At 47.8% G+C, this 26,177-nt stretch carries 29 protein-coding genes and 8 tRNA genes; 25 read left to right on the top strand and 12 right to left on the bottom strand.

The window, feature by feature from the left end:
* Positions 1–136 precede the first annotated feature (136 nt).
* The 8 genes from MJO57_RS26695 (at position 137) to MJO57_RS26730 (ending at position 5,241) form a co-directional block, all read left to right on the top strand.
* Positions 137–280, top strand: coding sequence for a hypothetical protein (locus MJO57_RS26695; protein WP_252020090.1), 144 nt, complete (start codon positions 137–139; stop codon positions 278–280).
* 48 nt (positions 281–328) lie between these two features.
* Positions 329–757 carry a 50S ribosomal protein L13 gene (rplM, locus tag MJO57_RS26700; RefSeq protein WP_252020091.1) on the top strand — a complete coding sequence of 143 codons (429 nt, stop codon included), beginning with the start codon at positions 329–331 and terminating at the stop codon, positions 755–757.
* 12 nt (positions 758–769) lie between these two features.
* Positions 770–1,162 carry a 30S ribosomal protein S9 gene (rpsI, locus tag MJO57_RS26705; protein WP_101745147.1) on the top strand — a complete coding sequence of 131 codons (393 nt, stop codon included), beginning with the start codon at positions 770–772 and terminating at the stop codon, positions 1,160–1,162.
* An 89-nt stretch (positions 1,163–1,251) separates the two neighbouring features.
* Entirely contained in the window at positions 1,252–1,557 is a 306-nt protein-coding gene (locus MJO57_RS26710; RefSeq protein WP_252020092.1) for a hypothetical protein, read from the top strand.
* 330 nt (positions 1,558–1,887) lie between these two features.
* Entirely contained in the window at positions 1,888–2,481 is a 594-nt protein-coding gene (petA, locus tag MJO57_RS26715; RefSeq protein WP_252020093.1) for a ubiquinol-cytochrome c reductase iron-sulfur subunit, read from the top strand.
* Positions 2,481–3,716: a cytochrome b N-terminal domain-containing protein gene (locus tag MJO57_RS26720; RefSeq protein WP_252027123.1), complete on the top strand. Its 1,236-nt coding sequence runs from the start codon at positions 2,481–2,483 to the stop codon at positions 3,714–3,716. The genes petA and MJO57_RS26720 overlap by 1 nt, the downstream gene beginning before the upstream one ends.
* A gap of 38 nt (positions 3,717–3,754) precedes the next feature.
* Positions 3,755–4,501 (top strand): cytochrome c1, encoded by a 747-nt coding sequence (locus tag MJO57_RS26725; protein ID WP_252020094.1) that lies wholly within the window; start codon positions 3,755–3,757, stop codon positions 4,499–4,501.
* Positions 4,502–4,692: 191 nt separating this feature from the next.
* The gene (locus MJO57_RS26730) at positions 4,693–5,241 is read left to right on the top strand and encodes a DUF2058 domain-containing protein (protein ID WP_252020096.1); all 549 of its coding nucleotides are present in this window, start codon (positions 4,693–4,695) and stop codon (positions 5,239–5,241) included.
* Positions 5,242–5,328: 87 nt separating this feature from the next.
* On the opposite strand, the gene MJO57_RS26735 is transcribed toward MJO57_RS26730, so the two are convergent.
* The 3 genes from MJO57_RS26735 to MJO57_RS26745 all read right to left on the bottom strand — a co-directional run bounded on the left by MJO57_RS26735 (position 5,329) and on the right by MJO57_RS26745 (position 7,292).
* Positions 5,329–5,706, bottom strand: a complete 378-nt coding sequence (locus MJO57_RS26735; RefSeq protein WP_252020098.1) for a RidA family protein — start codon at positions 5,704–5,706, stop codon at positions 5,329–5,331.
* A gap of 263 nt (positions 5,707–5,969) precedes the next feature.
* Positions 5,970–6,854 carry a hypothetical protein gene (locus MJO57_RS26740; protein ID WP_252020099.1) on the bottom strand — a complete coding sequence of 295 codons (885 nt, stop codon included), beginning with the start codon at positions 6,852–6,854 and terminating at the stop codon, positions 5,970–5,972.
* 276 nt (positions 6,855–7,130) lie between these two features.
* The gene (locus tag MJO57_RS26745; RefSeq protein ID WP_252020100.1) at positions 7,131–7,292 is read right to left on the bottom strand and encodes a hypothetical protein; all 162 of its coding nucleotides are present in this window, start codon (positions 7,290–7,292) and stop codon (positions 7,131–7,133) included.
* A 100-nt stretch (positions 7,293–7,392) separates the two neighbouring features.
* Here MJO57_RS26745 and MJO57_RS26750 point away from each other — a divergent pair, with 100 nt between their 5' ends.
* The gene (locus MJO57_RS26750) at positions 7,393–8,730 is read left to right on the top strand and encodes a transposase (protein ID WP_252017304.1); all 1,338 of its coding nucleotides are present in this window, start codon (positions 7,393–7,395) and stop codon (positions 8,728–8,730) included.
* A 101-nt stretch (positions 8,731–8,831) separates the two neighbouring features.
* On the opposite strand, the gene MJO57_RS26755 is transcribed toward MJO57_RS26750, so the two are convergent.
* The gene (locus MJO57_RS26755; protein WP_252020101.1) at positions 8,832–9,665 is read right to left on the bottom strand and encodes a LysR substrate-binding domain-containing protein; all 834 of its coding nucleotides are present in this window, start codon (positions 9,663–9,665) and stop codon (positions 8,832–8,834) included.
* Between the two features lie 145 nt (positions 9,666–9,810).
* On the opposite strand from MJO57_RS26755, the gene MJO57_RS26760 reads away from it, so the two are divergent.
* The 10 genes from MJO57_RS26760 (at position 9,811) to MJO57_RS26805 (ending at position 14,866) form a co-directional block, all read left to right on the top strand.
* Complete coding sequence (locus MJO57_RS26760) at positions 9,811–10,803, top strand: TDT family transporter (protein ID WP_252020102.1); 993 nt, start codon at positions 9,811–9,813, stop codon at positions 10,801–10,803.
* A 160-nt stretch (positions 10,804–10,963) separates the two neighbouring features.
* Positions 10,964–12,196: a sodium:proton antiporter gene (locus MJO57_RS26765; protein WP_252020103.1), complete on the top strand. Its 1,233-nt coding sequence runs from the start codon at positions 10,964–10,966 to the stop codon at positions 12,194–12,196.
* A gap of 116 nt (positions 12,197–12,312) precedes the next feature.
* Complete coding sequence (gene gltX, locus MJO57_RS26770; RefSeq protein WP_252020104.1) at positions 12,313–13,791, top strand: glutamate--tRNA ligase; 1,479 nt, start codon at positions 12,313–12,315, stop codon at positions 13,789–13,791.
* A 236-nt stretch (positions 13,792–14,027) separates the two neighbouring features.
* Positions 14,028–14,103: transfer RNA gene (locus MJO57_RS26775), tRNA-Ala, on the top strand.
* A 19-nt stretch (positions 14,104–14,122) separates the two neighbouring features.
* Positions 14,123–14,198: transfer RNA gene (locus tag MJO57_RS26780), tRNA-Glu, on the top strand.
* Between the two features lie 66 nt (positions 14,199–14,264).
* A tRNA-Gly gene (locus tag MJO57_RS26785) sits at positions 14,265–14,340 on the top strand.
* Between the two features lie 58 nt (positions 14,341–14,398).
* Positions 14,399–14,474, top strand: a tRNA-Glu gene (locus MJO57_RS26790).
* Between the two features lie 53 nt (positions 14,475–14,527).
* Positions 14,528–14,603, top strand: a tRNA-Gly gene (locus MJO57_RS26795).
* Between the two features lie 57 nt (positions 14,604–14,660).
* Positions 14,661–14,736 (top strand) — tRNA-Glu (locus MJO57_RS26800).
* 54 nt (positions 14,737–14,790) lie between these two features.
* Positions 14,791–14,866: transfer RNA gene (locus MJO57_RS26805), tRNA-Gly, on the top strand.
* Between the two features lie 206 nt (positions 14,867–15,072).
* Here MJO57_RS26805 and MJO57_RS26810 read toward each other — a convergent pair.
* Genes MJO57_RS26810 through MJO57_RS26825 form a run of 4 tightly spaced genes read right to left on the bottom strand, consistent with a single transcriptional unit; the run spans position 15,073 to position 17,630 of the window.
* Positions 15,073–16,512 carry an IS1182 family transposase gene (locus tag MJO57_RS26810; RefSeq protein ID WP_256493388.1) on the bottom strand — a complete coding sequence of 480 codons (1,440 nt, stop codon included), beginning with the start codon at positions 16,510–16,512 and terminating at the stop codon, positions 15,073–15,075.
* Positions 16,509–16,991 (bottom strand): IS1595 family transposase, encoded by a 483-nt coding sequence (locus tag MJO57_RS26815; protein WP_252026893.1) that lies wholly within the window; start codon positions 16,989–16,991, stop codon positions 16,509–16,511. The genes MJO57_RS26810 and MJO57_RS26815 overlap by 4 nt, the downstream gene beginning before the upstream one ends.
* The gene (locus tag MJO57_RS26820) at positions 16,960–17,448 is read right to left on the bottom strand and encodes a transposase (RefSeq protein ID WP_252018121.1); all 489 of its coding nucleotides are present in this window, start codon (positions 17,446–17,448) and stop codon (positions 16,960–16,962) included. Before MJO57_RS26820 ends, MJO57_RS26815 begins: the two co-directional genes overlap by 32 nt.
* A 2-nt stretch (positions 17,449–17,450) precedes the next feature.
* Positions 17,451–17,630 carry a hypothetical protein gene (locus MJO57_RS26825; protein ID WP_252020106.1) on the bottom strand — a complete coding sequence of 60 codons (180 nt, stop codon included), beginning with the start codon at positions 17,628–17,630 and terminating at the stop codon, positions 17,451–17,453.
* A gap of 151 nt (positions 17,631–17,781) precedes the next feature.
* Here MJO57_RS26825 and MJO57_RS26830 point away from each other — a divergent pair.
* Positions 17,782–17,857 (top strand) — tRNA-Ala (locus MJO57_RS26830).
* Between the two features lie 228 nt (positions 17,858–18,085).
* Here MJO57_RS26830 and MJO57_RS26835 read toward each other — a convergent pair.
* Both MJO57_RS26835 and MJO57_RS26840 read right to left on the bottom strand, forming a co-directional pair.
* Positions 18,086–18,298, bottom strand: a complete 213-nt coding sequence (locus tag MJO57_RS26835; protein ID WP_252020107.1) for a hypothetical protein — start codon at positions 18,296–18,298, stop codon at positions 18,086–18,088.
* A gap of 282 nt (positions 18,299–18,580) precedes the next feature.
* Positions 18,581–18,784 (bottom strand): hypothetical protein, encoded by a 204-nt coding sequence (locus MJO57_RS26840; protein WP_252020109.1) that lies wholly within the window; start codon positions 18,782–18,784, stop codon positions 18,581–18,583.
* Between MJO57_RS26840 and MJO57_RS26845 the strand changes: the two genes are divergently transcribed.
* The 4 genes from MJO57_RS26845 (at position 18,783) to MJO57_RS26860 (ending at position 23,414) form a co-directional block, all read left to right on the top strand.
* A complete protein-coding gene (locus MJO57_RS26845) occupies positions 18,783–19,106 on the top strand; it encodes a DUF6444 domain-containing protein (RefSeq protein ID WP_252020111.1) in 324 nt (107 codons plus the stop codon). The genes MJO57_RS26840 and MJO57_RS26845 overlap by 2 nt on opposite strands.
* Before the next feature lie 61 nt (positions 19,107–19,167).
* Positions 19,168–20,592 (top strand): IS4 family transposase, encoded by a 1,425-nt coding sequence (locus tag MJO57_RS26850; protein ID WP_252020113.1) that lies wholly within the window; start codon positions 19,168–19,170, stop codon positions 20,590–20,592.
* Between the two features lie 40 nt (positions 20,593–20,632).
* On the top strand, positions 20,633–21,799 hold the full coding sequence (locus tag MJO57_RS26855; RefSeq protein WP_252026941.1) for an IS66 family transposase: 1,167 nt from the start codon (positions 20,633–20,635) through the stop codon (positions 21,797–21,799).
* Between the two features lie 100 nt (positions 21,800–21,899).
* Complete coding sequence (locus MJO57_RS26860) at positions 21,900–23,414, top strand: IS66 family transposase (RefSeq protein WP_252017330.1); 1,515 nt, start codon at positions 21,900–21,902, stop codon at positions 23,412–23,414.
* Here MJO57_RS26860 and MJO57_RS26865 read toward each other — a convergent pair.
* Positions 23,381–24,268, bottom strand: a complete 888-nt coding sequence (locus MJO57_RS26865; protein ID WP_252020115.1) for a transposase — start codon at positions 24,266–24,268, stop codon at positions 23,381–23,383. The genes MJO57_RS26860 and MJO57_RS26865 overlap by 34 nt on opposite strands.
* On the opposite strand from MJO57_RS26865, the gene MJO57_RS26870 reads away from it, so the two are divergent.
* The gene (locus MJO57_RS26870; RefSeq protein WP_252020117.1) at positions 24,267–24,503 is read left to right on the top strand and encodes a hypothetical protein; all 237 of its coding nucleotides are present in this window, start codon (positions 24,267–24,269) and stop codon (positions 24,501–24,503) included. The two genes, MJO57_RS26865 and MJO57_RS26870, sit on opposite strands and share 2 nt — an antisense overlap.
* A 255-nt stretch (positions 24,504–24,758) precedes the next feature.
* Here MJO57_RS26870 and MJO57_RS26875 read toward each other — a convergent pair whose 3' ends face one another.
* Positions 24,759–25,916 carry a hypothetical protein gene (locus tag MJO57_RS26875; RefSeq protein ID WP_252020119.1) on the bottom strand — a complete coding sequence of 386 codons (1,158 nt, stop codon included), beginning with the start codon at positions 25,914–25,916 and terminating at the stop codon, positions 24,759–24,761.
* Positions 25,917–26,177: the final 261 nt, after the last annotated feature.

Here is a 26,177-nt window from a genome sequence, read left to right on the forward strand (position 1 = left end):
CAGGTAGAACTATGTGCTGTCAAAATATGTGCTGTCAAAAAAATGTGCTGGCAGAAATACTTTGCCAGCCATTCCCCCGCAACATGCTGTCACAGAAGGCAGTGGTGTGATTCTGAGCTTTTAAGTGGGATCTGGCTTGCAGGGGGCTTTATTTCCTCTTGCCAAAGGGTATAATACCGCTCCCGTTTCCCGATTGAGCGCCCAATGTTTTGAACAGGCCGGTATTGCTGATCTGGGGCTATTAGCCTGGCTCTATGTCCAGCAGGGAACGGCCATGTAGGAACAGGTATCGCGTCATCGCGTCAGCGGTATCATAGAGGCGAATTTAATGAAAACTTTTAGTGCTAAGCCAGAAACCGTAAAACGTGACTGGTTCGTAGTTGATGCCGAAGGCAAAACGCTGGGTCGTCTGGCAACAGAAATCGCTCTGCGTCTGCGCGGCAAGCATAAGCCAGAGTACACTCCTCATGTGGACACTGGCGACTACATCGTTGTAGTAAACGCCGAGAAAGTACGTGTTACCGGACGTAAGTCTACTGACAAGATGTACCACCGCCACACCGGTTACATCGGCGGCCTGAAGTCCATCAGCTTTGACAAGCTGATCGACCACAAGCCTGAGCTGGTAATCGAGACGGCTGTTAAGGGAATGCTGCCCAAGAATGCCTTGGGTCGTGCCATGTACAGCAAGCTGAAGGTCTATGCCGGAAGTGAGCATCCACATGCTGCTCAGCAGCCTCAGCAACTGGAAATTTAATCAGGGGTGGTTATGTCTGTAACTCAATACTACGGAACTGGACGTCGTAAGTCCTCAACCGCACGTGTTTTCCTGAGAGCTGGTTCTGGCAGTATCACTGTCAATGGCCGTTCTCTGGATGAATACTTCGGCCGTGAAACTGCTCGAATGGTAGTCCGTCAGCCTCTGGAACTGACTGAGCTGACTGAAAAGTTTGACATCAAGATCACTGTATCTGGTGGCGGCGGTTCTGGTCAGGCTGGTGCTATCCGTCATGGTATCACCCGCGCGCTGATGCAGTACGATGAGACTCTGCGCTCTCCGCTGCGTAAGGCTGGCTACGTTACCCGTGACGCTCGTGAAGTTGAGCGTAAGAAAGTGGGTCTGCGTAAAGCTCGTAAGCGTCCACAGTTCTCCAAGCGCTGATATTGTGCCCAGACCACCGGCCGGTGGTCTGGATTACTGGAAACTTCCCTTTGTGCCTCTTTCGGGAGAGTGTATCGGGAAGTTTTTTTATGCCTGAAATTTTTGTTAACAAACGTATGCCCTGTTTTCGGTATGGGCATTTTTTTTATGCGCTAAAACCAGTATCATTGCGTACTGCTGCTTATACAGGTAGGTATAATGCGAGGCTCTTTTCGGGTTACAGACTGCTCTGCAATGAAAATTGGCCAAAGGCCTTGATATACAATGCCTTCAGGAAACTGCTGGCTAAATATTGCCAAGCCCTGCCACAGGAGGATTCCAGCCTGATTTATGAAATCAGCAGTCTGCAATACGAAAAGAGCCTAATGCGATATAGTTTTGTTGTTGGGGGATGATGACAGCTGCCCGGTGGTTTTGGGGGTACAGATGGCTTTGCGAAAGAGCTTTTGAGTCTTCGCTTTGCGAGGCTGTTTAACAAAAGGCCTGTTTCAGAAGTAAATCTGTTATCCTGTCTGGTGTCTTTTGTTTGGTCTTGTGATGGATAGGCTGTGATAGACTGCATCCTGCCAATAATAAAGTTCGGGGTTCAAAAACGGAAAGCCCATTTGCTAATTGATCGGGCGTTTTACTGAGCTCCTGGCTGGGGGCTGAGGAAACTCCGGTTATCACACCCATGAACAAAAAGAAGTCATTGGGCATTCAGCCCGGATGGGGAGAGTAGGTTAATGAGTGACAACGGCGTAAACAAAGGCCGACGCCGCTTTCTCGTGGCAGCGACTTCGGTGGTGGGGGCTGCCGGGGTTGTAGGGGTTGCAACGCCTTTTCTGAAGTCGTGGAATCCGAGTGCCAAAGCAAAGGCTGCCGGTGCTCCTGTCAAAGTCAATTTAAGTAAGCTGGAACCGGGTCAGCAGGTTGTCTATGAATGGCGGGGTAAACCAGTCTTTGTGCTGCGCCGTACCAAAGATATGTTGAATGAATTGCCGTCACAGGATGGGCGTTTGCGCGACCCGAAATCAGAAAACTCAGAGCAACCTGAGTATGCCACCAATCCGTACCGCTCGCGGACGGAAGATGTTCTTGTGCTGGTCGGTTTATGTACTCACCTCGGGTGTTCTCCAAAATATCTGCCGGAAGTCAAACCCATGGAGTTTGATGCCAGCTGGAAGGGTGGATACTTCTGCCCCTGCCATGGTTCCCGATTCGATCTGGCCGGTCGTGTTTACAAAGGAGTTCCTGCCCCAACGAATCTGGTCGTGCCACCTTACTCCTTTGAAGGCGATGATATTCTGATTATCGGTAAAGATGAGGAGAATGCGTGATGGGAAATAAAATAATGGCCTGGGTTGATGCCCGACTTCCCGTCACCCAGGCGTGGGAGAAGCATCTCAGCAAATACTATGCACCCAAGAATTTCAACTTCTGGTATTTCTTTGGTTCTTTGGCCCTGCTGGTTCTGGTTAACCAGCTCCTGACCGGCATCTGGCTGACCATGAGTTATGTACCCAGTGCGGAAGCTGCTTTTGCTTCTGTTGAGTACATCATGCGGGATGTGGAATATGGCTGGTTGATTCGCTACATGCACTCCACCGGTGCATCCATGTTTTTTGTAGTGATTTATTGCCACATGTTTCGTGGTCTTCTCTACGGGTCATACAAAGCCCCACGGGAGTTGATCTGGATCTTCGGTATGGCCATCTACCTGGCACTGATGGGTGAGGCCTTTATGGGGTATCTGTTGCCCTGGGGGCAGATGTCCTACTGGGGGGCGCAGGTAATTATTTCCCTGTTTGGTGCTATTCCGGTGATTGGGCCGGATCTTCAGCAGTGGATTCGTGGTGACTTCCTGATCTCCGGCATCACGCTGAACCGTTTCTTTGCACTGCATGTCATTGCATTGCCGATCGTTATTCTTGGTCTGGTGGTTCTGCACATCCTGGCGCTGCATGAAGTGGGTTCAAACAATCCGGACGGTATAGATATCAAGAAGAACAAAGGACCCGATGGTGTACCCCTGGATGGTATCGCTTTCCACCCCTACTACACCGTTAAGGATATTGTCGGTGTTGTGGTCTTCCTGTTTGTGTTCTGTGGCATTATTTTCTTCTTCCCGGAGATGGGCGGGTTCTTCCTTGAGCATGCCAACTTTGAACCGGCAAACGGCTTGAAGACGCCCGAGCATATTGCACCGGTATGGTATTTTGGGGCGTTCTACTCCATCCTCAGGGCGATTACCTTTGATATTGGGCCAATCGACTCCAAGCTGGGGGGGGTTATTGCCATGGGTGGCGCGATTGCCATTCTTTTTGTGCTGCCCTGGCTGGATCGCAGTCCGGTCAGGTCATGGCGTTACAAGGGTATTATCAGCAGAACCAGTATTGTGGTTTTTGCCTTTGTCTTTATTTTGCTGACCTGGCTTGGAACGCAGCCGGCTACTGAGACCTACACGCTCATTGCCCAGATTTGTACGCTGATTTACTTTGCGTTCTTCCTGTTGATGCCTTTCTACACTCGATGGGAGCAAACCAAACCTGTACCGGAAAGGGTGACCGGCTAATGAAAAGAATAATACTGACCAATAAGATAGCACCGGCGATGCTGTTTCTGGTTTCGGTGCTGTTTTCATCGTTGGCGGCGGCTGCCGGTGGGGGATATCCGCTGGATGAGGCCAATGTGGATCCTTCTGACAAGGCTTCGCTGCAGCGTGGTGCGAAGTACTTTCAGAACTATTGCGCAGGTTGTCATGCGACCCAGTATCAGCGCTATGAGCGGGTAGCCGATGATCTGGGCATCCCACATGACTTGATGATGGAAAACCTGGTGTTCGATAAGTCTGCCAAGATCGGTGATCTGATGCACAACAACATGGATCCTGAAGAGGCAAAAGTCTGGTTTGGTGCTGCACCTCCAGACTTGACCTTGGTGTCCCGTGTTAGAGGCGGGCCGGATTGGCTGTTTACTTACCTCAGAACCTTCTATGAAGACCCGAGTCGGCCTTATGGGGTCAATAACAAGGTCTTTCCGGATGTTGGTATGCCGCATGTGCTTCTGGAGCTTCAGGGGGTGCAAATCGATAATTGTGGTGATGCAGATCCAGCGGCACGCGACCCGTTGACTGGAGACAAGATCTGTGGCCTGACGGTTGATCCTGAGCGCAAGGGAAGTATGACGCCCGTTGAATACGATCAAATGGCCTATGATTTGACCAACTTTCTGGCTTACTCTGCGGAGCCGATGCAAGAACAGCGTAAGCTGATGGGTATTTATGTGTATCTGTTCCTGGCTCTGTTCCTGGTGTTTGCCTATCTGTTGAAGCGCGAATTCTGGAAAGATGTCCACTAATCAGGTTCTGCCGTTATCAGTGGTCTGAATCATAAAACCCACTATGGAAAAAATTTTCTTAGTGGGTTTTATGCTCCTTGTGGTTTCTTAAAGCCGGTAAAAGCAAGTAATGGCCGCTTTCATCTCTGGCTGTCAGCAGAAGGGATTGCTAAGATTCCATTTTTTTGTATCCCCCTCTGGTATTTAAGATTATGAGTAAATCACTTCGTGATCAGCTGATGAAGGCCGGTCTTGCGACCAAGCAGCAGGCATTGCAGGCAAAAAGCAGTAACAAGAAAAAGAAAAAGCAGGCTGCCAAGTCTGGTGATATGACCGACCAGGAAAAACGCCGTATTGAGCTGGAAAAAGAAAGGCAGGCTCAGGCAGAGAAAGATCGCGAGCTGAATCGACAGCTTGAGGATGAGCGTCAGCGTAAGGCGTTGGAAGCCCAGGTTCGTCAACTGATTGAGACAAATGTGTTGTCCCGTGATGGGGGTGAAGCAGAGTATAAGTTTGTCTATGACAACAAAATCAAGAAAATTTATGTTATAGATGAGCAGTTGACCAAGTTGGAAAGGGGCTTGCTGGCTCTGGCTATACTGGGTGACGATTTTCTGGTCATCCCTGCTCCGGTGGCAAGCAAGATTGCCGAGCGTAAGCCTGAAGCGATTGTTATGCAGAATGATAAGTCTGGTGATCTGACCGAGGAAGAAGAGGACTGGTATGCGGATTATCAGATTCCTGATGACCTGATGTGGTAACGGGGGCTAACCCCCCGTTCAACAATGTGTTCTCGTGATGTTACTTAATGCAGGAGAACCATTTTTTTGGCTGCTTTGCCTGACGATTTAGCCAACAGTTGCCAGGGCTTCAATTTCTACTTTCACATCTTTTGGCAGACGAGAAACTTCAACCAGGCTGCGTGCGGGAAAAGGTACTTTGAAGTATTGTTTGTAGACTTCGTTAATATTGCTGAACTCATCCATATCGCGAACAAATACGGTGACTTTTTTAACCCGGTTCATACCGCTGCCTGCAGCTTCCAATACAGCTTTCAGGTTTTTCAGACACTGATGAGCCTGCTGCTTGGTGTCTTCAGAAACTTCTCCGGTTTCCGGATCAATTGGCAGCTGGCCAGATGTGAATACCAGGTTACCAAAACGCATGCCCTGAGAGTATGGGCCGATAGCAGGAGGAGCGTCAGGAGTTTCGATCACTTTTTCCATGATGATGAAGCCAGATTGTTGGGTGAAAAGGGCGAAATTGTAGAGATATGGAGCGTATTTGTCATCAGACCAAAGTCAGTGATTGGGTTTATTTTGGTACAAATACTTAAGGGTGTGAAAAAATTGTCTGGATAGAAAGTAAGAAAGTAGTGGAGTGCAGAGGTTGGGGGCTGAATATTCTGCAGTATCTCTTGTTGATAAACACTGGGAATATAGTATTAGAAGCTAAAGTCCCAGTGGATTGGAGAATCTTTTACTCTGGATTAAGGTAAATTCAGGTCGGTTGGTGAACCCTTTTCAAGGTACGATTTCACCTCTTGATAATGGGGCTCAACCTCTGCATTGTCCAGTGCTCCCAGCCAGAATGTCCAGTCCATTTTTGTTTCGCCGGCATGAACGGCCTGGACAGCATTGAGGCCAAAATAAAGCGGTTGGCTCTCGCTCTCCTTACTAGCATCTGCGCCGGTCAAGATATAAGAAGCACCCACTAAATTGTTGGGCATTATTGTCAATGATAATGGGAGATCTTTCAGGGATTTATTTTCTGGCTTTGCCAGTTCGGCTCTATAAGTTTCCAGTTGTTCGGGGGTGCGAACGTGCAGACCTTCTTCTGGATAGGCTATGTACAGTGTCATTCTTTCAGGGTCTGATTTGGCCAGATTCCTGACAGTGATCGTTCTGTCGCTGATGGTTTTCTCCCGAGTGCTGTCACCTTGCATTTGAGCAGACATGGCTTCATGGGGCGCTGTCTTCTCAGGGGTAACCAGCGGTGTTGCAGGGGTTTTCGTGTGAATTATTGCCACCGCCTTCGAGATGGTTTTATTCTCCAGTAATTCATAAAGTGACTGTTCGAAAATAGTTTGTATACCAACTCCAATGGGACGTACTTTTTTGTCATCGCCAGACAGCTTCAAAGTCCCAACAGTTGAAAACTTTTGAAAGCAGCCTGATATTGCCTGTTTTAGCTTCTTGTTGGTCTCAGCTGAATGGGAGCCGGGTTGATAACTGTCAAGTTGTCTGCTGATGCTGGATTGCAGGCTGGCCTGAAGGGGAAGCGCCACTGTTTTATACCTCTCACCGTGAGTGCAGCCTGACAAAAAAAATACCAGAGCACTACAGAACAATGCTTTTTTTGCAGCAGTTTGCATTGGAAGGTTCCCTGTTTTTGTCGTACAGACTGATTTTTGTTGAGTTAGAAAGGTAAAAATAGAACAGGCTTTGGACATTTCAATCTTTGACTAGCTGTTTGGGTAATTTTTAATCGAGGCTCTTTTCGTATTGCAGACTGCTGATTTCATAAATCAGGCTGGAATCCTCCTGTGGCAGGGCTTGGCAATATTTAGCCAGCAGTTTCCTGAAGGCATTGTATATCAAGGCCTTTGGCCAATTTTCATTGCAGAGCAGTCTGTAACCCGAAAAGAGCCTTAATCGAAATGCCAGGGTGCTTTCAGCCGGGAATAATGCACCTGATGTGCTGAGAATGCATCGGTATGTCCCCGGGCTCTAAGGGAATCAGTAAAGATGTGAGCTTTAACAGGATTGTCTGAAATCCATAAGGCTTTCTGACAGGCTGTTGACCAATCCACTCCGATATTTCTTTTTATTCAGCAATAACCATAACTCGACTTTAGAGTTTTAAGAGCACAATAGTTCCGGCGCATAATCTGCTAAAAGCAACCATCCCCAATGACGAAATTCGAGATGGTTGCCATGCTCACTTCAGATCATCAAGTAATCCTCAGGGAGCTCGCTTCATATACAACCTTTCTTGCTGGAGCGCTATCATCAACTGCAGTACCAACGTTCTGCGAACTGCTGTTCGGTTGCATGCTTTCAGCCGACGGCTTTGTTACACAGGCGTTGTTAACAATTGATTTTCATTGTGTGTGGAGCAGCTACCACCACTGGCTATCTCAGGGCAAGTGGCAATGGAAGAACTTGGCACGCCACTTGATCCGTCTGGTCTGCTCCAAAGCTCCTGAGAATCAACCTGTGGTCCTGGGGCTTGATGACTGGGTAATCGAACGGTTTTCCGACAAAGCCCCTGCTTGTCGTACACATCATCAACACAGCAAGAAACGCAATCGGCCGACGTACATCTGGGGGCAGTGTTGGGTTTCCCTGGCCATCATATTTGAGCGGGCTGCAGATGAAGTATTTACCGCCATACCGGTGATCTCATTTCCGACACCAGCTTCAGGTAACACCAGCAAACTGAAAATTGCCGTGGCCATGCTCAGGGTGGTACGCAATGAAGTGAAGGATCGAGTGCTACGCCTGCTAACCGATTGCTGGTATATGAACTGGACACTGATAAAGCCAGCTCTGGAAATGAACATAGAAGTTGTTGGTCAGATACCTTCAAATCGGGCCCTCTATGCTTTGCCGCCAGCACCCACCGTAAAGAAGCGAGGGCGCCCAAAAAAGTACGGCATCAAGATGACGACAGAACAGGTTAAGAAACTGCCGGAAGAAAAAGCAACAGTATGGATGTACGGCAAATTTCGCAAAATACGTTATCGTACCCTGATCTGTCGCGCCAGATTCCTTAAAGGTCGTGAAGTACGCGTCGTCTGGAGTCGCTTTGAAAATGACAAAGGTCTGACCGAAAGCAGAATATTCATCTCGACCAATCCGGAACTTGAGGGACTGGAGGTGCTTCGTGCCTATTCCCGGAGATGGCCGGTAGAGCCAATGTTTCACCAACTCAAACATGCTTTTGGCTGTTGCCATTTATGGCAGCAGAAATTGCGAACACTGCTTCGATGGATGCATTTGAAAATGGCAGGCTATGCATTATTGCAGTTATTAACCGTTTGTAAAAATCAGGCATGTCTGAATATTTCTCGGATACCCTGGAGAAGCCCGGATACAACCACTGCAGGCATGATGAAAATTGCTCTTTCAGGAATTATTCCGAGGTTCTCTATTCGCAAGGGCTGGAACAGATATAAGCAAAAATATGAGTTCAATTTTCGCGATCTGATCGACCAGTTAATACCGGATAATTCAGAAGCAGCATAACTAAAGGCTTTTAGGCAAAAAACGGAAGTAATAACGAACTTGGAAAAACAGTTCACTGATTTCGGCTTGCTTCACTATAAAAAGCTGACCGAATTATCGTTTTATACAGACTCTAAAGTCGAGAACCATAACTGCCGTTTCATGTTTTTTTTGGGGAAGGGGAGTCGTACCAACTCACCCTGAGCCAGCTCGTTAGCAATGCAAAGTTCAGAAAGGCAGCTGATACCGATGCCAGAGCGCACCATGTTTTTAATCGCTTCTGTTTGATTAAGCTCCATTTTCAGGCACCTTTGTCGTAAATGCTGACCAATATGGAGCTCAAAAAGCATACGGGTGCCTGACCCGGACTCCCGTAATATCCACTCTGTCTGCTCAAGGTTTTCAAGGGTTACCGTTTTGCTTTTTGCCAAAGGGTGTTTGCTACTGCAAAAGAGAGCCAGGTGGTCCTCTCTCCAGGGGATTGTTTCAATGTCGGGGTGTTGGCAGAGACCTTCGACACAGGCAAGATCAATTTCCAGTGTCGCCAGTTTATTTATGATGGTTGTGGTGTTATGGATATCCAGCTCTACGGTGATGTCCGGCTTTGCCTGTTCAAATCGGGCAAGCACTTCTGGTAAAAGGTAGTTGCCAATGGTGGTGCTGGCTCCAATCGTCACTTTGCCTCTGTGGTGGTCGCTGTGATCGAACAGTCGTGATATTTCTGCACTACGGTCCAGTAGTTCACAGGCAAAGGGGAGTAACTTATTTCCTTCTGCATTCAGGACCAGTCGGTTGCCAGTGCGGTCAAACAGCTGGCAGCTCAGGTGCTTTTCCAGTTCAGACAGGGCCATGCTGGTTGCTGGCTGGGACATATAAAGTTGACGTGCAGCCAGCTGAACCTGACCAAGAGTGGCTATGGCTCTGAAGACCTGCAGTTGTCTTAGTGTTACATGCACGTTAATGTCGTCCGGGGTCACTGACTATCTTGTTGAATTTTATTGAGTATAAGTAAAATTGAATCTGACTATCCATAAATTTGATTTTTCTTATTTTCTGTTGGGTTATATCGTTATTCCAACTATTTTCTGGAGATGAGTACAAGTGACCGTTGTCAGTCAGTTAGAAGATGGCTTACCGATGCGTAAAACCGGTTTGAGTGTCCGTCTCAGGAATGTGCCTACTCCACTGGGTGGTCTGGCACTGGGTATTGCCAGTCTTGGAGCCGTCTGGGCATTGGCACTGCCCGGCTATGCCGAGTGGTTCAAGTTGTCCTCGGCGCTGCTGGCCAGCCTGCTGGTTTTGGCAATTGTTGCCAAATTTATCAGTAACCCTGAACTGTTTCGGGAGGATCTGGCTCACCCGGTAGCTAGCAGTGTAATGCCAACCTGTGCGATGGCGAGTATGGTGATTGCACAATCATTGTTGTCGGTGATGCCTGTTTTTGCCAAAGGACTCTGGCTGTTGGCAGTTATTGCTCATCTCCTGTTGTTTATCGGTTTTACGGTTCACAGGCTTATTGACTTCCAGTTGCATCATATGGTGCCAAGCTGGTTTGTGCCGCCCGTGGGCATTATTGTTGCCGCTGTGACCAGCGCAGGTATGGGGCATGAAAATCTGGTCTTTATGCTGTTCGTTTTCGGGCTGTGTTGCTACTTCATAAAATTGCCAGTGATGCTGTATCGCCTGATTTTCAGAGAAACTATTCCTGATGCGGCACTGCCTACGTTTGCCATTATGGCGGCTCCGGCGAGCCTTTCTCTGGCAGGTTACCTGTCCATCACTAACCAGCCGAATTACTTACTGGTCGCAGTCCTGCTGCCACTGGCTATTTTTATGACGAGTCTGGTCTATGTTGCGTTTGTCCGTTTACTGCGTCTGCCGTTTTCACCGGGATATGCTGCTTTCACCTTTCCAATGGTGATTGGGGCTACAGCGTTGTTCAAGCTGGCGGATATACTTAATCAGCAGGGTTATCAAAAAGTTTGTGATGTCATTAATAATCTGGCCGGTTTTGAACTTTTGGTGGCGACGGTGATCGTAACTTATGTTGCCCTCCGCTATCTCTGGTTCTATTTCTCTCCTCGCCATTCCTGAGGTATGCCGAGACATGGACTGACCGGTCAATATGGCCATGGGTAATCTGAACCCATGGCTTGGAATGTCGAACTTACGATCCCACTTTTTTTTCGGCATTTATTGATAAACGGAACACGAAATGTCGGTAACACATTCTGGCGCTGGTCTCGCCATCCCCATGCTGATCTTCTGCGGCCTCTTCTTATTGGCAGCGGCCTCGGCGATTCTGCTTAAAAAGCTGCGTTTTCCCTACACCATTGGGCTGGTTGTGATCGGCATGGCACTGGGGATAGTGGCTGAATATTGTGAAATACTGGCGCCTATTCGCCGTCTTTTCCTGACTCATGACCTGATCATGTATGTTCTGCTACCGGTGCTTGTGTTTGAGGCAGCCATCAATATAAAGCTATCAGCACTGATGAAAGAGTTGGTACCCGTGTTGATGCTGGCAATTCTTGGCGTGGTTCTGTCTACTCTGGTTGTGGGGGCGATTCTGGGCGAGCTGACGCCTTTGACTCTGGCCGGTGCGCTGCTCTTTGGTGCGCTGATTTCAGCAACGGACCCGGTTGCCGTTATTGCACTCTTTAAAGAGGTTAAAGCACCTGAGCGTATGTCTCTGCTGATGGATGCAGAGAGTTTGTTGAATGATGCAACCGCCATAGTCATGTTTGGTATTGTGCTCTCGATTATTCAGTCGGGAACAGGGTTGTCTGGCAGTACATTTTTTTCGGCCTGTATTGAGTTCTTCAGGGTTTTCTTTGGCGGGATTTTTATTGGTACAGCCATGGGGGGTGGAATGCTGTTACTCCTCAGGTTATCCCGGGGTATGCCCTATGTGCATATTGCGTTGACAACCATTCTTGCATTTTCCAGCTTTATTATTGCTGATCATGTATTTGAAACTTCGGGCGTTATGTCAGTTATTGCTGCCGGGATTATCACCCGCAGTTATGGTCGTCGGGCCATGGCGGACTTTATGACGTTGCGTCACCTTGATCCTTACTGGGAGTTTATGGCATTTGTTGCCAATAGCTTTATTTTCCTGCTGTTAGGGTTAAGTGAGGACTTCCTGTTGCGCAATTTAGAGCAGCTCAGCAGTTTCTACCCCACTTTGATTATTGCCATTTTGGCAGTGCTATTGGCGCGCTTCCTGGTGGTGTACCTGTTGTTACCACTCAGTAATTTGATTCCATTGAGTGGTAAAGTGGACGGCAATTCCATGAAGGTGATGTTCTGGGGAGGGCTAAGAGGGGTTGTGCCGGTTGCCCTGATGCTGTCGATCCCGGACTCCATGCCGGAAAAGCGAATAATCATAGAAATGACGCTTGCCGTTATTCTCTTCTCACTGCTGATTCAGGGCACTACCATTGGCTGGTTGATGTCCCGTCTGGGGATAAAAAGGGAAGTGTGATTTCACGGAATTAAATCAATATTTGGGTGCTACCGGATCCCAGCCTTATAATACTCGTTTTGGCATTCTGTCAGCCTGCTCCTGTTGTGTTCAGGTTTTATTGAGAAAACGATCCCATGACTGTACGCACCCGTATTGCACCGTCCCCTACCGGTGATCCCCATGTTGGCACTGCTTATATTGCCCTGTTTAATCTGGCGTTTGCCAAGAGTCAGGGCGGCCAGTTTCTGCTCCGCATAGAAGATACCGACCAAACCAGAAGTACCCCTGAGTCTGAGCAGCAGATTCTCGATTCTCTGCGCTGGCTTGGGTTGAATTGGGATGAAGGTCCTGATGTTGGCGGACCCCACGGCCCTTATCGGCAAAGTGAGCGCCGGGAAATCTACGCTGAGCACGCCCAAATACTGTTGAATAAAGGACATGCTTTCCGTTGCTTTTGTACACCTGAGCGGCTTGATGCCCTGCGTGCAGAGCAAATGGCTAACAAGCAGACGCCCGGATACGATGGCCACTGCCTGCACCTTTCTGAAGACGACGTTCAGGCCAGACTGAATGCGGGTGCGCCTCACGTTGTTCGAATGAAGGTACCCGAGGGTGGTGTCTGCAAAGTGGATGATATGTTGCGTGGCACCATCGAGATTGACTGGTCCCAGGTGGATATGCAGGTGCTGGTGAAAGCCGATGGTATGCCAACCTATCACCTGGCCAATGTTGTTGATGATCACCTGATGGAAATCACCCATGTTATTCGTGGTGAGGAGTGGATTAACTCTGCGCCCAAGCATCAGTTGTTGTATGAGTACTTTGGTTGGCAGATGCCTGTGCTCTGTCATATGCCGTTGTTGAGAAACCCTGATAAAAGCAAGTTGTCCAAGCGGAAGAACCCGACCTGTATTACTTACTATCGAGATATGGGTTATTTGCCGGAGGCGCTGTTGAACTACCTTGGTCGTATGGGGTGGTCGATGCCAGACGAGCGGGAGAAATTCTCTCTGGAAGAAATGCTGGCGGATTTTGATCTCAAACGGGTTTCTCTGGGCGGCCCAATTTTTGACCAGGATAAGCTGTCCTGGTTGAATGCCAGCTGGATTCGTGAAAATCTGACCACGGAACAGTTTGCTGATCGCTTGCATCACTGGTTACTGAATCGTGACTATCTGATGAAGTTTCTGCCAATGGCAAAAGAACGTGTTGAGCGCCTGAGTGATTTCGCCCCCATCGCTGCCTTTATGTTCTCCGGCATGCTGGATCTGTCGTCTGAAGATTTTGCTCATAAAAAGCTGGAAGCGGGTGATGTTAAGAAGGTGCTGCAGTTCACTCTCTGGAAGCTTGAGCAGCTGCGCCAGTGGCAGCGTGATCAGATTTTCTCTGAAATTAAAGGACTTTCCAAAGCTATGGACATTAAGCTGGGTGATTTTAATCATCCCATCTTTGTTGCTATTGCTGGTACGCCAAACTCCTGGTCGGTTATGGAGTCCATGGAGATCCTTGGTCCGGATATGACCCGTGCGCGTCTTCGTCATGCCGTTGAGGTGTTGGGTGGTGTTTCTAAAAAAGAGGCGAAGCGCCTGGAAAAAGAGTTTTTAGCGCTATAAATCCCCTGCTTTGCCCTGAGGCCGTGTGCTTATCGGCCTTTCTCATCAATACATACATAACAGCACCATTATTTGAACATAATTTTTATAAGCGACGCTTGACAGGACCGGGGGGGCATCCATATCATTCGCCCTGCGTTTCGGGGAGCAATACAAAGCGTTTCTCGGAAGGTGCAAGGCAAAGCAGTTTTTGCATGCATATTGAATACAATATGTATTGTTGCTGCGGAGGTTTTGGGGCTATAGCTCAGCTGGGAGAGCGCAACACTGGCAGTGTTGAGGTCAGCGGTTCGATCCCGCTTAGCTCCACCAAACATCGTTTGATGTTTGCGTCCCCTTCGTCTAGTGGCCTAGGACACCGCCCTTTCACGGCGGTAACAGGGGTTCGAGTCCCCTAGGGGACGCCATTATTCTCTTCTCTTTGTGGAGAGTAAGAGCTTAAGAAATATAGAGCTCTTAAGATTGTTTTCATTGCGGGAATAGCTCAGTTGGTAGAGCGCAACCTTGCCAAGGTTGAGGTCGCGAGTTCGAACCTCGTTTCCCGCTCCAAATCTAGAACTTAAGTGATATCAGTGATAACTGTATCGTTTAAGTCAGAAGGTATTGCGTCCCCTTCGTCTAGTGGCCTAGGACACCGCCCTTTCACGGCGGTAACAGGGGTTCGAGTCCCCTAGGGGACGCCAATTATTCTCTTTGAGAGAGATCAGGGCCTGAAGAATCCTGAAATTGCTTTATTGCGGGAATAGCTCAGTTGGTAGAGCGCAACCTTGCCAAGGTTGAGGTCGCGAGTTCGAACCTCGTTTCCCGCTCCAAATCTAGAGCTTAAGTGATACCAGTGATAACTGTATTATTTAAGTCAGAAGGTTTGCGTCCCCTTCGTCTAGTGGCCTAGGACACCGCCCTTTCACGGCGGTAACAGGGGTTCGAGTCCCCTAGGGGACGCCACTCATTCTCTTTGATAGAGAGCAGGGCTTGAAGAGTCCTGAAATTACTTTTATAGCGGGAATAGCTCAGTTGGTAGAGCGCAACCTTGCCAAGGTTGAGGTCGCGAGTTCGAACCTCGTTTCCCGCTCCAAATCTAGAACTTGGATGATATAAGTGATAACTGTATCGTTTAGGTCAGAAGGTCTTATGTCCCCTTCGTCTAGTGGCCTAGGAGGCTGTCCGAGAACTAGCTATTGAAAAAACGAAAGCTTCAGCATTTTCTTGGCTGATCAAATATTGACCTAAATTTAGCCTGTTTTGGGGTAAAAATTGCGTTTTTTACCCTTTTGCTTGCCTTTATGCTGCCATTTTAAGCCTTTTTGCTTCTTCAAGACGGATTGATCCCGTTGAAACCGATTTGACAATTTTTTTGAAATTATAAGCACTGCAGACCAGTGAAAATTCTCCAGCCACTTTTTCCTTACCCCGGACACTGAACCCTCTGAATCCTGAGTTCTTGATTTGGCCAAAAGGCGGTTCCGCAATCACCTTGCGACGCTCATAAACCGCTTTGGCCTCTTTGGTTTCCATTTTGCGGTTCATCGCCTGGCGTATGGCTTCGTGGCGGTCTGTGCGAATCACTTTCCCCGGGTCTTTGTTGTCACCACTGCACCTTTTACGTAACGGGCAATCCCGGCAGATATCTTTACTGACGCGGTAGCTTTTGTGTTTTGCTTTGCTAGCCGTGTTATAAATCAGCTTCTCACCGGCAGGGCAGGTAAAGCTGTCGTCTGCTTCATGGTAAATAAAATCCGCTTTGACAAACTTTCTGTCAGAGTCTTCCAGTCCCTCTGTTGCAGGCTTCTCCTGTCGATCCGTAGCCATGTAAGCGTCAATGTTCGCATCATCAAACGCTTGCAGGTTGGGCCCTGAGTAATAGCCATTATCCTCACTCATTTTGCCAATGGACGCGTTATCTGTTGCTTCTGCAATGGCTTCAAGTGCAGGCTTTACTTCCTGCTTGTCATTGGCATGCTGGCTGATGTGCTGGCCAACAATGATACCATTATCGCTGTCGACGCTGATCTGGGCGTTATAACTGTACTGATAGCCACTGCCTTTTTTACCCATGATCCTGGCATCATGATCAGCAAAGCTGATTTGCTTTTTGTCGTCTATCGGCTTATCGGGATTCAGGGCCTGTTCCCGTTCTTCAAGCGCTTTTTTGGCCTCCTGGATTTTCTCTAACCGTTCCTGCTTGAATTGCAAGTCTTCAGGAATGCTGTAGCCAGTCTCCTGCTGATAAGCATCGTCCTCTTCACTGTCACTGGTTTCGGCTTTTTTAATCAGGGCCTCAACTTCAGCCATTAATTCAGCTTCTTTGGCCTTAAGTCGTGCGTAGCTCATGGCCTTATGCTTTGATGAGTCGGCTTTGAATTTGGAACCATCAAGAGCGATGTGGCCCAGCGAGGCCATCTGTAGTTCCCGGGCGAGCAGCACGCTCTGTTTGAAACTGCTTTTAAAAAAGGTGGCCTGGTTTTTACGAAAGTCACTGAGCACCCGGAAATTTGGGCAGTGCTGTTTGGCGATATACATGAAAGCCAAGTCCTGATTGCAGCGCCGTTCAATCTCCCTGGAGCTGAACACACCATGGCTATAGGCATAGATCAGGATCGATATAATCAGTCGTGGGTGGTAGGCATTCTGGCCAAGATGGTGATACTGCTTTTCCACTTCAGAGGTGTCGATATGCTTGAAGATATCTTCAAAGGCTCTTTTCCAATTCCAGACTGCTATGTAACCAGCAAGTTGACTAAGGGCTGAAGAAGACTTTTGCCTCTTCGGCCAATATTATGCAAAAACTCAAAAAAGCCAAGGTAAAGGGGTAAAGCCTCTTGGGATATTCCCCTGTGAGGCCTTAGCCACGAGCGTAGAAGTGACCAAAACCCCTCCATAGTATTAACATGCACCTCGTAAATACCGTCTTTGTCATCATCACGAGCATACTCACCTTTGCCGTGACAGACCGTTTTATGTCTGAAGCCCCAGCTTTCAAGGTCATCATAGATGTTGTATTCATCGGTATAAATCTGGCTCTGTGGGGCTACGTGTTTCTTGATAAATGGTTCGATTGTCGCCTTCTTAACGTTCGACAGCATGTTGATAATGACCTGACCTCCCCTTTGAATCATTCCCAATACCGGCGGTTTGTCTTTTTCAAGAGTCCCACGGCCCGGAGCGCCTTTAAGCCTTCTTTTTCTCGGTGGACGATCCAGATTTTTTTAATGCTTCAGGGTGTCCCTTGTGACCAGCTACAATGTAGACCTCGTCGAATTCAACTTCGCCATCAAGAATCACTTCAGGCTTTCGGTCAACAACACCATTTCGTAAGACTGTGGTCATATGGTGTGCATCACTGACACACAGATCAAGTTCCTGAGCTATCTGGCTGTTGGAGACGTTCAGCCCCATTAAATAGAGACAGGCAATCCAGACTTTGAGTGGTCGGTGGTGTCCTGCGAAAACCGTATTTGTCAGGTCATCGAAGTAGCGCTTACAGGACTTACAGTAATAGTGCTGGCACTCTACCTGCACATTGTCGTGTCCATTCTTTTTGACATTCTCAGAATCACAGTGCGGACAGAGAACAGTGCCATCTGGCCAGCGGTTCTCACGGATCATCTCAAAGCAGGTGTCATTACTGATGAGATCTGAGATTCGGCCTATATTCATGGTCAATGCTGGCGATGGCTAATTATATCCACCAAGGATAGTTCAGCAGTTCGGAATTCGAAAAGAGCCTCTTCAAAAACGAAGCAATCATGATCTGGTGGCAGCAGGTCGAAGATGTTCGATGGGAACATCAGGTGCTGGTCAAAATCAGCAGGGTTATCTTTGAATTTGATTGATGACATCCGTTTCGGCAACAACAAAGTGGGCAGAAGATGCCTGATTATACTTAATCAGGCTATTCTCGGACAGCCTCCTAGGACACCGCCCTTTCACGGCGGTAACAGGGGTTCGAGTCCCCTAGGGGACGCCAATTATTCTGCGTCAGGATAATATGGGGCTATAGCTCAGCTGGGAGAGCGCAACACTGGCAGTGTTGAGGTCAGCGGTTCGATCCCGCTTAGCTCCACCATTTTTTATTGTGGGAATAGCCCAGTTGCTAGGGTGAAATTTTCCGGTGTTAATGACACGGTTAATTATGACAAGAATGAATCCGGTCTTCCGTTACAATTCAATAAATCAGCCATTAGGCTGATTTTTTTTAACTTGAATTTTCTTATGCACTCTTGCTCGCCAACCGTGTGTGCTGCTCTGTATTTGGAGCAGTTCTTGGTTGTTTTTGGCTTTGATGGGGCGGGAGCTAACGCAAGCGCTGCTTTTTCAGTGCCTTAAAGCCTTCTTTCAGTAAATCAACCAATTTGTAATCATTCTTGGCTGCATACACCTTAAATTCCCTGGAAAACTCGGGGGAGACTCTGAAGCTAAGTCCAACCCAGTCATCCTTTGGTGACTTGGGTTGCTGCTTATCTTTTTTTGAGGCGGTACTCTTGGGTTTTGCTTTCTGTCTGGGCATGATTTTCCCGCATCCTTGTTGTTAGGGTTATATGATATATCGTTAGCGGGGCAAAACAGTTTAGATGCGACGAGGGAATTGCTGTTCCTGAAGTCCAGGAGGCTGACCGAGAATAGTCTGCCCTACCGTGGTGGCGGCAAATTGGTCTAAAAATCCGAAAATTTTTAGCAAATAAAACCACTATTAACCAAAAATTTCTGAATTTTATCCTCAATTTTCTGCCATTCTCGCTATGGGCGCTATTCTCGGTCAGCCTCCTAGTGCAGAAAAGCGCTAATACCCTTACAGCCAGACCCCTCGTTCCCACGCTCCGCGTGGGAATGCATACGGATCTGGCAGCATGATAAAGAGCCGCTGCCTGGTAGGGTTTTCGGGGACTCCATGTAAGTTTGGTGGTAACTGTTCAGCACCCCCACATAAATCTGGAATTTTCTGATTTTTATACCATCCTCTTAAGCACCATTTTTCCACAATATTCGCCAGCATGATTCCAGAACTACCCGCAACTATGTCGGCTGAGATTCTCTTGAAAGAGAATGCAGAGCTGCGGATGAGAGTTGCCTGTCTGGAAGAGCGATGTCGAGAATTGGAAGAAAAGGTTGGCAAGAACAGTCAAAACAGCAGCAAGCCGCCATCGTCTGATGGTTATCAAAAACCTTGTAAAAACAGTAATTCTCCAGATCATTCTGACGACCTTTCCGCAGATAAAGGTACCGATCCATCGGATGAAAAACCCAATCCTAAAAGTCTGAGACAGTCTTCTGGTAATAAAGCCGTGGAAGAAAGGGCATCAGGGCACTTGTCTTAAACCTGTCTCTTGATCACAAATAGCTACCTTGTTCTATCATTTCTCACTGATAAAACAGGTCATGCTTCCACTTTCTCCTAAACCATGGTCAGAACTAACTTTTGGATGTGCTGATTTGGGCGATACTCGACGTACAAAACGACTTGTCAAAGTTGCTGCCGAGCTTTCAGCTCATACCGGTAATTCTTTGTCATCTTCATGCGAAGGTTATACCGCACTGGTAACTGGAGCTTACCGGCTGATTGAGAATGAGGCCGTAAAGCCTGAAGCAATAGCTGAGGCAGGCTTTCAGGCAACTGCCAAAATAGCGAGACAGTCTCGCCTACTTCTGGCTCTCGAAGATACAACAACCCTGGGTTATAAACATGCTGTCAGATCCGAGCTTGGTGATCTTGGAGGTCCTGAAGGCTCTAAAACCAGAGGATTCCACGTCCACTCTGTCTTCTTGGTTGATGCGGATACAGAGCGAAGCATTGGGCTTATTGATCAAGAACGATGGGTTAGAGAGGACGTTCAGCGGGGGAAAAAGAACCAACGTCGTCAGCTACCTTACGAGGGAAAGGAAAGCTTTAAGTGGCAAAGAGCCTCTGAAAACACAGAACAAAGGATGGGGGGTAAAATGCCTGACATCATCAGTGTTTGCGACCGGGAGGCGGATATATACGAATATATGCACTACAAACTGGATAACCGACAGCGGTTTGTTGTAAGAGCTACACAAAACAGAATCCTGGATGGCGAACTCTTATTATTTGATTCCTTAGCTCAGACTGAAGTGTTGGGGAAATATACGATAGTGGTTCCTCAAAAAGGAGGTAGAAAGAAGCGAAAGGCAACGCTGCAGGTCAAAAGAAAGAAGATGACAATACAGGCGCCGCAAAGGCCAGGCGGCAGGCCGGAACCGGTAACTATGAATATTGTGTCGGCTGAAGAGATTGGCAATGACTCCGAAGACCGTTTGCACTGGGTACTATTGACAACTGAAGATATTGAAACATTCGAAGACTGTCGCTCTATCATTCGATTTTACGAGCTCCGATGGCGAATAGAAGAGTTCCATAAGGCTTGGAAATCGGGAGCAGGAGTAGAAAGGCTTCGTCTGCAATCTCCGGATAACATTGAACGACTTGCGGTCATATTAATGTTTGTCGCTGTCAGACTAATGCAAATCCGTGAAGCATTAATGTTACCGAATGACAGGCAGCACAAAGACAGAAAGCTTTGGAGTGAAAAAACACTCGCGAATGAGGTGGTCAGTGATGATGAATGGCAGGTTCTCTGGCTAACCTATGAAAAAAAAGCGTTGCCCGATAAGCCGCCAACAGTCACTTGGCTGCTTCAAACGATTGCTCGGCTTGGTGGTTGGGGTGATTCAAAGCATACAGGGCAGCCCGGCTGGTTAGTGGTATGGGAAGGCTGGGCGAAATTGCAGGATCGGGTAAAAACCTGGCAGATAGCCCGGCAGTTCAGCGCTGGAGAGATGTGATCAAGAGTCAGGTCTTAAACAGGTCGATATCCCTGACTATATTGAGTACCTTCCGGTTAAAGAATGCAATAAATGTCAGGCGTCTCTTCTTGATAGTGAGCCGGTCAAATATATTGAACGACAGGTGTTTGAACCAGGGAGACCGGGTGAATTTGAAGTAACGGCCCATAGAGCTGAAGTAAAAATCTGCACTTGTGGTTGTCGGAATCAGGCTGAATTCCCGGAAGGTGTTACCGCTGCCGCACAATATGGCTCAGCCACACAGGCTATGGCCGTCTATCTTAACCAATACCATTTCCTGCCTTTTAAGCGCGTGTCAGAGTATTTTAATACTCTCTATAAAATGAGTGTAAGTGCAGGCACTGTCGCCAATTTTGTGGCCAGAACCTATGAAAATCTGGCTTCTACTGAAGAGGTTATTCGTGACGCCTTGCGGGAATCGTCTGTTGCCGGAGCCGATGAAACGGGTATGCGGGCCGAGGGCTCTTTGCACTGGCTACACGTTATGCGGGATGAACAATGGACGCTCTACTACTTGTCTGAAAAGCGAGGTCGTGAGGCCATGGACACGATGGGCATACTGCTAACATTTGCAGGCGTTCTGGTTCATGATCATTGGAAATCCTATTTTGCATATGCGGCAACTCACGTACTTTGCAATGCCCATCACCTGAGGGAGCTTTTGGGTGTTGTTGATAGGGACAGCAATCAACTGGCGTTGCGATTGATGAAGCTACTGAGGCTTTCCTGGCATTACTGCAAGGGCTTTAAGACCATAGGTATGCTACAGATGCCAAGTGTTGTCTGTGAACGAATCGAGAAGATTTATGACCGGTTGCTTCAGCGGGCTCTAATGAAAGAAGTCGTCTATATGGAGAAGCAACGAGAGGAGCTTAAGCGCAAGAAAGTCAAGAATACTAAAGCTTACAATCTCTTCAAACGACTCACTGAGTTCAAGGCTGAGACACTGCGCTTCATGTCAGATTTTACCATTCCCTTCGATAACAATGGCAGTGAGCGGGATGTTCGAATGGCCAAGTTAAAGCAGAAAATCTCAGGCTGCTTCAGGAGTGCAGACGGTGGTTCTATGTTTGCACGGATTCGCAGCTATTTGTCGTCTGCCAGAAAACAGGGAATGGACATATATCAATCACTTCATAGAGCTGTTCGGAATTACTGTAATATGCCTTTGCTCAGTGCTGAATAGTTACGTTTGGTGTAACTGTTCAGCACCCCCACATAAATCTGGAATTTTCTGATTTTTATACCATCCTCTTAAGCACCATTTTTCCACAATATTCGCCAGCATGATTCCAGAACTACCCGCAACTATGTCGGCTGAGATTCTCTTGAAAGAGAATGCAGAGCTGCGGATGAGAGTTGCCTGTCTGGAAGAGCGATGTCGAGAATTGGAAGAAAAGGTTGGCAAGAACAGTCAAAACAGCAGCAAGCCGCCATCGTCTGATGGTTATCAAAAACCTTGTAAAAACAGTAATTCTCCAGATCATTCTGACGACCTTTCCGCAGATAAAGGTACCGATCCATCGGATGAAAAACCCAATCCTAAAAGTCTGAGACAGTCTTCTGGTAATAAAGCCGGTGGAAAGAAAGGGCATCAGGGCACTTGTCTTAAACAGGTCGATATCCCTGACTATATTGAGTACCTTCCGGTTAAAGAATGCAATAAATGTCAGGCGTCTCTTCTTGATAGTGAGCCGGTCAAATATATTGAACGACAGGTGTTTGAACCAGGGAGACCGGGTGAATTTGAAGTAACGGCCCATAGAGCTGAAGTAAAAATCTGCACTTGTGGTTGTCGGAATCAGGCTGAATTCCCGGAAGGTGTTACCGCTGCCGCACAATATGGCTCAGCCACACAGGCTATGGCCGTCTATCTTAACCAATACCATTTCCTGCCTTTTAAGCGCGTGTCAGAGTATTTTAATACTCTCTATAAAATGAGTGTAAGTGCAGGCACTGTCGCCAATTTTGTGGCCAGAACCTATGAAAATCTGGCTTCTACTGAAGAGGTTATTCGTGACGCCTTGCGGGAATCGTCTGTTGCCGGAGCCGATGAAACGGGTATGCGGGCCGAGGGCTCTTTGCACTGGCTACACGTTATGCGGGATGAACAATGGACGCTCTACTACTTGTCTGAAAAGCGAGGTCGTGAGGCCATGGACACGATGGGCATACTGCTAACATTTGCAGGCGTTCTGGTTCATGATCATTGGAAATCCTATTTTGCATATGCGGCAACTCACGTACTTTGCAATGCCCATCACCTGAGGGAGCTTTTGGGTGTTGTTGATAGGGACAGCAATCAACTGGCGTTGCGATTGATGAAGCTACTGAGGCTTTCCTGGCATTACTGCAAGGGCTTTAAGACCATAGGTATGCTACAGATGCCAAGTGTTGTCTGTGAACGAATCGAGAAGATTTATGACCGGTTGCTTCAGCGGGCTCTAATGAAAGAAGTCGTCTATATGGAGAAGCAACGAGAGGAGCTTAAGCGCAAGAAAGTCAAGAATACTAAAGCTTACAATCTCTTCAAACGACTCACTGAGTTCAAGGCTGAGACACTGCGCTTCATGTCAGATTTTACCATTCCCTTCGATAACAATGGCAGTGAGCGGGATGTTCGAATGGCCAAGTTAAAGCAGAAAATCTCAGGCTGCTTCAGGAGTGCAGACGGTGGTTCTATGTTTGCACGGATTCGCAGCTATTTGTCGTCTGCCAGAAAACAGGGAATGGACATATATCAATCACTTCATAGAGCTGTTCGGAATTACTGTAATATGCCTTTGCTCAGTGCTGAATAGTTACCAGACAAGTAGAGCGTCCATTGTTCATCCCGCATAACGTGTAGCCAGTGCAAAGAGCCCTCGGCCCGCATACCCGTTTCATCGGCTCCGGCAACAGACGATTCCCGCAAGGCGTCACGAATAACCTCTTCAGTAGAAGCCAGATTTTCATAGGTTCTGGCCACAAAATTGGCGACAGTGCCTGCACTTACACTCATTTTATAGAGAGTATTAAAATACTCTGACACGCGCTTAAAAGGCAGGAAATGGTATTGGTTAAGATAGACGGCCATAGCCTGTGTGGCTGAGCCATATTGTGCGGCAGCGGTAACACCTTCCGGGAATTCAGCCTGATTCCGACAACCACAAGTGCAGATTTTTACTTCAGCTCTATGGGCCGTTACTTCTTCAAATTCACCCGGTCTCCCTGGTTCAAACACCTGTCGTTCAATATATTTGACCGGCTCACTATCAAGAAGAGACGCCTGACATTTATTGCATTCTTTAACCGGAAGGTACTCAATATAGTCAGGGATATCGACCTGTTTAAGACAAGTGCCCTGATGCCCTTTCTTTCCACCGGCTTTATTACCAGAAGACTGTCTCAGACTTTTAGGATTGGGTTTTTCATCCGATGGATCGGTACCTTTATCTGCGGAAAGGTCGTCAGAATGATCTGGAGAATTACTGTTTTTACAAGGTTTTTGATAACCATCAGACGATGGCGGCTTGCTGCTGTTTTGACTGTTCTTGCCAACCTTTTCTTCCAATTCTCGACATCGCTCTTCCAGACAGGCAACTCTCATCCGCAGCTCTGCATTCTCTTTCAAGAGAATCTCAGCCGACATAGTTGCGGGTAGTTCTGGAATCATGCTGGCGAATATTGTGGAAAAATGGTGCTTAAGAGGATGGTATAAAAATCAGAAAATTCCAGATTTATGTGGGGGTGCTGAACAGTTACAGTTTGGTATTTGTGGCGGGATCGGTATGCATTCCCACGCAGAGCGTGGGAACGAGATGTCCGGAGTGTCCGCAGGGTTTTGCGACAACCTCGGGACCGTGGGAACGAGGTGCTTGTGTATGTATAACAACGCTTGGCTGCACTAGCTCCTGCATCCATGCAGTCGTGCGGTGGCAGAAAATTGGTCTAAAAATCCACTTTTGTTCGTCAAATAGCGCACTATTCTCCTCACAAAACCGAATTTTTATCCTCCATTTTCTGCTATCCGTTGATATAGTCGTCAATACTTGTGCTGTTCCAGTGAATGCAGATGCTATGAGCCGCAGGGACTGGCAATGTCTTCATCATCAGAATGATGCGAATCGTCTGAATCACCTTAACAGTCCGTAGTCCGGTCTTGCTTACTGGATTATTTCCCGGCGTTCTTCGATCATTCGGTCACCTTCCCGGCGTACAGTGACTGAGTAGACAGGGGCGGCTGCCTTGGGTTTGTCTTGCATGTAAAAAGTAGCGACGCTACCGCTGTCTTCAGTGGCTTGCCAGGTCGGCCATCCATCATACTCTTCACGGCCTGGCCAAAGGTAGTACTCTGAATGCAGGTGTTTGAAACCCTGGTCAGGATTGGAGAAGTCATAAAACCGGATCTCTTCCGGGAAGCCCCCCCAGATCAATCCCTTGACGACCAGTGTATTCCCGTCCGTACTCGCTTCGGCCTTATGCCAGAGAAAGTTCCCGGCATAGTAATGATCACCCCGATCCTCATAGGCTTTGCCAGTGGACAGATTAACCAGAAGTGGTGATGTGTATGAATGGCCGGTCAAAACCCACTCCTGACCCAGGCGCAGGAAGTGGTGGTGTAATGGCTGAACGAAATCCCGCACCAGGTTCACTACATCTTTGCCGTCATCGCATCTTGTTATTTTGACATGGCTGTAATTCCATGCACTCGGTTCGAAGTTGTAAACACCTGACTCCACCTGATATGTCCCACCCGGAAATTTTTTCGATATAAGGGGCCAGTATTCGTAATTGGCAGAGCGAAGGCGCTGTTCTTTACTGGCCCGCTCTTTCTGGTTCAGTGCGATCCATCGGTGATCATTCCTGCAGGCGTCGGTATGACTGGTACTGCATTCATCGTGATTCGGTTCAGTTGCTTCTGATTCTGCATCCGATGCTGCAGCACATGCTCCGGCCATGCTATCAGCGTCCGGTATCGGTTGCGGAGGTTCGCCTTGATCGTCAGAGAGGGCGACGGAGGGATCAACATCTGTCGTATTAAACAGGGTTTGTATGCCAACGGACCGGGAATGTGGCAGGTTCACGGGTTGGCTGCAACCCGACTCAGAAACGGATGCAATCTGCAAGTTATCCAGGGTTTTATTGCCAGCATCATGTGACAGACTATCCCGACAATCCAGCGATCCGGCTTTCTCAGCGGCTGTAATGCTGACACAGTGGCTGGCAAATGCCGCAGAGCTGGAATCTGATAGGGTTGCAGGTATCGGTTGAGCATCATTAAGGTTCAAAGCAGAAATACGGACACCCAGAGGGTCTGACATTACTTAATCTCCTTTACTGATTTACTGATTTACTGATTTACTGATGTTGCACATTTAACCGTCGTGTACTTCCATACTGTGAATTTTGTCCGGTTAAACAGGCACAATCTTTGGCGGGCAGTGCGTCACATCAGCGATTAATTAAATAAACAATCTTTCTTAAAAGCTTCAGGGTACCCGGACAGGCAGAACCCTGTGCCGAATTACCACCCAGTCAGGTTTGGCAATTGAGAAGCTAGACTATTTCATGCATGGCTTCCA

Source organism: Endozoicomonas sp. SCSIO W0465 (genome assembly GCF_023716865.1).
Classification (GTDB): domain Bacteria; phylum Pseudomonadota; class Gammaproteobacteria; order Pseudomonadales; family Endozoicomonadaceae; genus Endozoicomonas.